This is a genomic window from Lactobacillus sp. UMNPBX17 (genome assembly GCF_002553735.1).
GTDB classification, from domain to species: domain Bacteria; phylum Bacillota; class Bacilli; order Lactobacillales; family Lactobacillaceae; genus Lactobacillus; species Lactobacillus gallinarum.
Genome location: NZ_PCYT01000075.1, coordinates 1 through 6,133, shown reverse-complemented (window position 1 = coordinate 6,133; position 6,133 = coordinate 1). Strand labels below are relative to the sequence as shown.

Below are 6,133 nucleotides of genomic sequence, written 5' to 3'. Positions count from 1 at the left end.
GGCAGAAAATCTGTCAGCCGTATGGTTTGAGTTGTAAAATCCTGGGAAATTAGCATTTATTTATTTTTTAGTTAGTATGGAAATGAATGTAAGGGGTTACATTAGCATAACAACGTATATATATAAAAGTATTCGCTAATGCAACTAGAGATTTTTTACCTAGCCAAAAAAGGAATAGAGGAATAATTCTTATGAAGAAAATTTTAGCAATTAATTCAGGTAGCTCTTCTTTTAAGTTTAAGCTTTTTACTTTTCCCGATGAAAAAGTAATTAGTGAAGGCCTGGCCGATCGAGTCGGACTAGAGGGTTCAACCTTTGCCATTAAAGTTAATGGTGAAAAACATAAAGAAGAAATCGCAATTCCAGACTCTGAAACTGCGGTCACAATTTTACTTAAAAAGCTCAAGAAATATAACTTAATCAATGATCCTAAAGAAATTATTGGAATCGGACACCGGATTGTTGCTGGTGGTGAAGAATTTAAGGATTCAGCGCTAGTTGATCAGGAGACGCTCAAGAAAATTTATGATTTGAAGCAATACGCTCCTTTACACAATGCCGTAGAAGCTGACGTAATTAAGGCCTTTATGAAGTTCTTGCCAGATGCGGCTGAAGTTGCTGTCTTTGATACTTCATTCCACCAGAGTTTAGATAAAGTTCACTATTTATATTCTCTTCCTTACAAGTATTATAAAAAATACGGTGCAAGAAAGTATGGTGCTCACGGCATCTCCCTTAGATATATTAGTCAAGAAGCCGCCAAAATCTTAAACCGTGACCTTAAAGATTTAAGATTAATAGTTTGTCACTTGGGATCCGGTGCTTCAATCACTGCTGTTAAAAACGGTAAATCCTACGATACATCAATGGGCTTCACTCCAGTAGCGGGAATTACAATGAGCTCTCGTTCAGGTGATGTCGATCCCTCCCTACTGCCCTTTATTATGAAAAAGGAAAACTTAAGCATTGATCAAATGATGAAAATTCTGAATCATAAATCAGGCTTACTTGGTATTTCAGGAATATCACCTGATATGCGTGATTTACGTAGTGATGTGACTCCTCTATCTGGTGAGAAGAAGGTTCGTGCTGACCTAGCTCGTAATATTTTTATCAATCGAATCGTTCGCTATGTCGGTGGCTATATTCTTGAAATGGGCGGACTTGATGGCATCATTTTCACGGCTGGCGTTGGTGAACACGATTACGGCGTTCGTGAAGGTGTTATGGATTCATTGAAGCTCTTAGGCTTAAAGCCTGATCTTGCCGCTAATAAGAATAATGATACGTTCATCACTAAGAAGGATTCTAAGATTATTGGGATGGTAATTCCAACCAATGAAGAATTAATGATTGAGCGCGATGTAGTCAGAATTGCTGGATTGAAGTAGAATTTTGGATACTTATTTTTCAAATTAAAGAATTTGAGATAAAAGAAAAATGATATCTTTGCATGTTGCATTGATATCATTTTTTAGTTTTTAATATAATCGATTATCTTTATTTCTTACAATAATTCTCACAACTAAGTGATATGTTTTCTTATAAACAAGGCTATATAGCTAGCTTTTTAGTTTTGTATCCATAACGATCAAAGTAATTTCCAGCACCACTGCCAAATCTTATAGCTTTTACCTTTTTACCATGTCTAGTTTTAGTAACAGGCACATAATAGATACCATTTCCAGCTCCCGTTACCCAGTCATTGGTATTAAATGAAGTAATACCATGCCATTTAAGTTTATAGGCTTGAAATTGAATAGTATTTATCTTTGAAATAAGCTTACGGTGCTCTTTTATATTTTGATGTTCTACTCTATTTTCCCACTTTGCATATTCTTTTTCAGGTAAAATTTTATAAAGCTTTCTTCCATCTACTGTATGTGCTGTTATCTTACAATGTTTAATTCTTCCATCTTCTTTATAATACCAAGTACCTCTTGTTGCCTTAGGTGTTGTAAACAGAGACTTAGCTCCCCAGCTTGCCGCATTAACATTATGATTTGATTTACTAAAAGTAATACTACCTATCCCTATAGCTATTACAATTATGCTAATGATCTTTAAAAAATTTCTTTTATTCATTGTACGTACTTCCCTACATCTATTAATCTTTATTCTCCAACGGTGAAATCTGATCCTGGTAGAACTTATTTAGCCCTAAGCGAACCTTTTTCTTCCATTGCAACATGTTCATATCAGGATGAGTTTTACGAAATTCACTAAACACTTTAAATGATAGTAAAGCATTAATTCCCGTTTGTTGGTGATCAACTTCGTTTGGGTCATAATGACGAATAACAAATTTGAGATCATCAATATTAAGTCCATTTTCATCAGCGAACTTTTTAATTAGATCTTCTCTAGCATCATCGATCATATTTTGTAAGAGTTCGTTAACTTGCTTATTTCTAAACTTTTCAGGATCAAATTTAATTTGAAACCATAAATTATTTACAATATCAGCCAATGACTTATTGTTCTTACCTAGATTTTCGATATAGTCATCGATTTCTTTTACTTCAGCCTTAGTTCGCTTACTGTTTTCTTTATCATCTGATGGAATATAAGCCTGAATCAATTGAACAATATAAGCATAATTAATCTCTTGTCTACCAGTATTTTCAAGCTCATAATCTGGATCGAACTGATCATCATCTTCTGTTGCTGGCTTATCCTTACCTGTAGCTTCTCTAACCTTTTCTTTAACAACTTCATATGTCGCCCGGGTATCCTCAATGAACATTGGATCTAAGCCATAATCTTTTTCAAGATCAATATTATTGAATTCATTGTAAGTTTTGATAGCACCTAAGCTTTTATCAAAATCCTGATATTCTTTTAGAAATCGTTTTTGATCATCAAGCGGAGCTTCAGTAATTGGAATACCTTGATCTCCCTGATACTTAATGATCTTCTTTTCAGCATTATTGAACTGTAGAATTGATTCATCCCAAGTCGGAGCAAGAGCTTGCTTTTCGCTACCTTCGGTATAAAGCATTAAGGCACCATTGATACTTTCTTTATATTTCTTAGGATATTGATAAGTAACTATCTGTCCATATCTTTTATCTCTATCGAAGATACGGTTAGTTCTCGAAAATGCTTGGATTAAATCCTTATACGGCATTGGTGCACGATCCAAGAATAAAGTTGATAAACATGGTGCGTCAAAGCCGGTTAACAGACGATCAACTACTATGACAATATCTAATTGTTGAGAACGTGGTTTAAACTCATCTTTTTTACGAGCTAAACGATCATTCACGTTTGTGTTATATGCGCCTAACTCAGCCATAGAATAATGAGTATTAAACATCTTATTGTAATCTTCTAAAGATTGCTTCATCTCATTTTGGTTAGCCTCATCGCCATCACCATTTTCGCCAATCGAGTATGTAATTGCTATTTTAGGAAAATCTGGCAATACTTTCTTAATTCGATTAGGAATTTTAATATCTGGATCTTTATCATTAATTACATCCCTAAAGATTCGATAATATTTTTGAGCTTGCTTAATAGAGCTAGTAGTAAAAATGGCATCGTAGGTGTAGCCACGATTATCTTTGTTATAAATACCTAATTTGCGATATGAATTATTTAGAATTCTTTTTACTACTGCCTTCATGTGCGAGAGGGATGCATATTCTTTATTTCTAGCATCAGTATCTGATTCATCAGCATCCTCTGACACATTACTTTCCTCCTCTACTTGAAAACCAAGTACAGCTTTATCTCTGATAGCATCCTTAATGGTATATTTATGCAAGCATTTTCCATATTGTTGTTCAGTAGTTCGAGCATTCTTTCCCTTAGCCTCACGAGCATTTTCTGCAAAAATAGGAGTACCAGTGAAGCCATACCATAAAGGTGGATTTTTAGTAAAAAATGCATCTATTTCATTCTTTTGATCGGGAGAGACTGCACGGTGACATTCATCAACGATAAAGGCTAATTTTATATCTTTTAACTTACGGTATAGACGTTTTTGTTCTTGATCTTGAGCGATTCGCTTGAATAAAGCCTGCATTTTTTGTCTAGTAGTAACGATAACCCTTTTATCTGAACTTACTAACTTACGGGCAAGAGAATAACTATTTTCAGTACCTTCAACGTCAATTGAGTCATTCTGAGCATAGGTTTCAAATGCTTGAGTAGTTTGAGTATCTAAATCATTACGATCAATTAGAAATATCGTCTTTTGAATTGATGGAATTTTAAGTAAATTATGTGCAACCTTATAAGAAGTTAAAGTCTTACCGGAACCTGTTGTATGCCAAACAAAACCAGAATATGGTTGATCTTTATTATCTTTTCCGTATGACGCATCAAAAATGGCTTGAATTGCATGAATTTGATATGGACGTAACACAATAATACTGTGTTGTGTGCTATCTAAAGCAATATAGTTAGCCACCATATTATGAGCTGCAGGAATAGACAGTACGTCTTTAGCAAATTCAAGATAATTTTGCACAGGCTTATTTTCTTTATCTACCCAAGTAGTTAAAAACTTCTCTTTTAATTGTTGTCCAGCAGCAATGTATTGGGTATAACTTCCGTTAGTTACGACAAAGAATTGAAGAGTTGAGAATATTCCATTAAACATCTGCTCATCAATATACTTTTGAATCTGATTGAAAGCTTCTTTAGGTGAATGTGCTCTATTCTTCAATTCAATATGAATCATCGGTAAACCATTGATTAAAAGAGTTACATCCCCACGACGATTACGATCTACTTCTCTGCGTTTATGAAATTGAATTTGATGCACTACTTCATAGACTGAATTACCACCAGCAATATTATTATTGTTAATCACTACAAAGTCAGCAGTACCTAATTTAGTATTATCTCTTTGAATTTGTAATCTGACTTCCCCATTAACTCCTGCAAGCCATTCTGCAGATTTATAGAAAGTTGGATGAATTATCTTAGATTTAATAATTGCCTTTTCATTATCAGTTAATGGAACATCCTTTAAAACATCTTTGTTTGAGCGAGATAAAATCTTAAAGAAGTTATTCCAAAGATCATCTTCATTTTTAATATCATCACGAAGAGTCCATTGTGACTCTCCATGAGTAAGTTGGTCAATTAAATTTTGTTCGAGTACATTCTCTTGTTCCACGAATTTGATACTCCTTATTTTTAATATTGCTTATAATTAAATTATCTCATTTAAATTTGGAATTGCATTACTTTTATTTACGTTTTTCGTTTGGGAGCAGCGTAAGTTAGGAGATATATCTGAAATAATTCGAGGAGCATCTCCCAGACCTATTAGTGATCCCAAGTGGTTTAATAGTAATTCAAATATTGGATGGTTACGCATTTCTGATGTGACTGCTCAACATGGACGAATACAGCACTTGTCTCAACACATATCTATACTGGGACAAGCAAAAACAAGAGTAATTTCAACACCGCATTTATTATTGAGCATAGCTGCATCTGTGGGTTATCCAGTTATTAATTATGTTAAAACTGGTGTTCATGACGGCTTTCTCATATTTGAAAATCCAAAGTTTAATATAGATTTTGGATTTTACTGGTTAGCTTTCTACAAACATGAATGGCAAAAATTTGGTCAACCAGGTAGTCAGGTTAATTTAAATAGTTCTATTGTTAAAAAAACTAATATTGGATTGCCTGATAACGTTGAACAAAAAGCTATTGTTCATCTTCTCAAATTAATAGATAATCGTATAACCCTTCAGCAACGAAAATTAGAAAGTTTTCAATTTACTTATCACGAAATAATTAGGCGACTTTTTTTAAAAAAAGCAAAGTGGCAGCAAACCAAATTATCTGATTTAGTAACTATTTTAGATAAAAATAGAAAACCGGTTAAAAAAGAAGACAGATTATTTGGCGATACTCCATATTATGGAGCTAATGGAATTCAAGACTATATCAGCGGATTTACTCATAAAGGAGAATTTATACTTATAGCCGAAGATGGAGCTAACAGTTTAACAGAATACCCTATTTATTTTGTCAAAGGTCAAATTTGGGTTAATAATCATGCACATGTTTTAAAAGTAAATAAAGATGTAAGCCCATTATTTCTAGCTTTAGCATTAAAGCAGATTAATTATTCAAAATATACTGTTGGAAGTAGCAGAAATAA

Annotated in this window: 4 protein-coding genes; 2 read left to right on the top strand and 2 right to left on the bottom strand. The window is 33.5% G+C overall.

Annotation, left to right across the window (positions count from 1 at the left end; translation table 11 throughout):
- Positions 1-191: 191 nt before the first annotated feature.
- The gene (locus CP368_RS08940) at positions 192-1,391 is read left to right on the top strand and encodes an acetate/propionate family kinase (RefSeq protein ID WP_098044215.1); all 1,200 of its coding nucleotides are present in this window, start codon (positions 192-194) and stop codon (positions 1,389-1,391) included.
- A gap of 163 nt (positions 1,392-1,554) precedes the next feature.
- On the opposite strand, the gene CP368_RS08935 is transcribed toward CP368_RS08940, so the two are convergent.
- Both CP368_RS08935 and CP368_RS08930 read right to left on the bottom strand, forming a co-directional pair.
- On the bottom strand, positions 1,555-2,085 hold the full coding sequence (locus CP368_RS08935) for a hypothetical protein (protein WP_098044214.1): 531 nt from the start codon (positions 2,083-2,085) through the stop codon (positions 1,555-1,557).
- Positions 2,086-2,107: 22 nt separating this feature from the next.
- The gene (locus CP368_RS08930) at positions 2,108-5,131 is read right to left on the bottom strand and encodes an HsdR family type I site-specific deoxyribonuclease (protein ID WP_098044213.1); all 3,024 of its coding nucleotides are present in this window, start codon (positions 5,129-5,131) and stop codon (positions 2,108-2,110) included.
- 40 nt (positions 5,132-5,171) lie between these two features.
- On the opposite strand from CP368_RS08930, the gene CP368_RS08925 reads away from it, so the two are divergent.
- Positions 5,172-6,133, top strand: a 962-nt coding sequence (locus CP368_RS08925; RefSeq protein WP_098045993.1) for a restriction endonuclease subunit S, incomplete at its 3' end; no start/stop codon positions are given.

Excerpts from the sequence above, each read along its gene's own strand:
- CP368_RS08940 (WP_098044215.1), top strand. The coding sequence starts at position 192 with ATGAAGAAAATTTTAGCAATTAATTCAGGTAGCTCTTCTTTTAAGTTT.
- CP368_RS08935 (WP_098044214.1), bottom strand. The coding sequence starts at position 2,085 with ATGAATAAAAGAAATTTTTTAAAGATCATTAGCATAATTGTAATAGCT.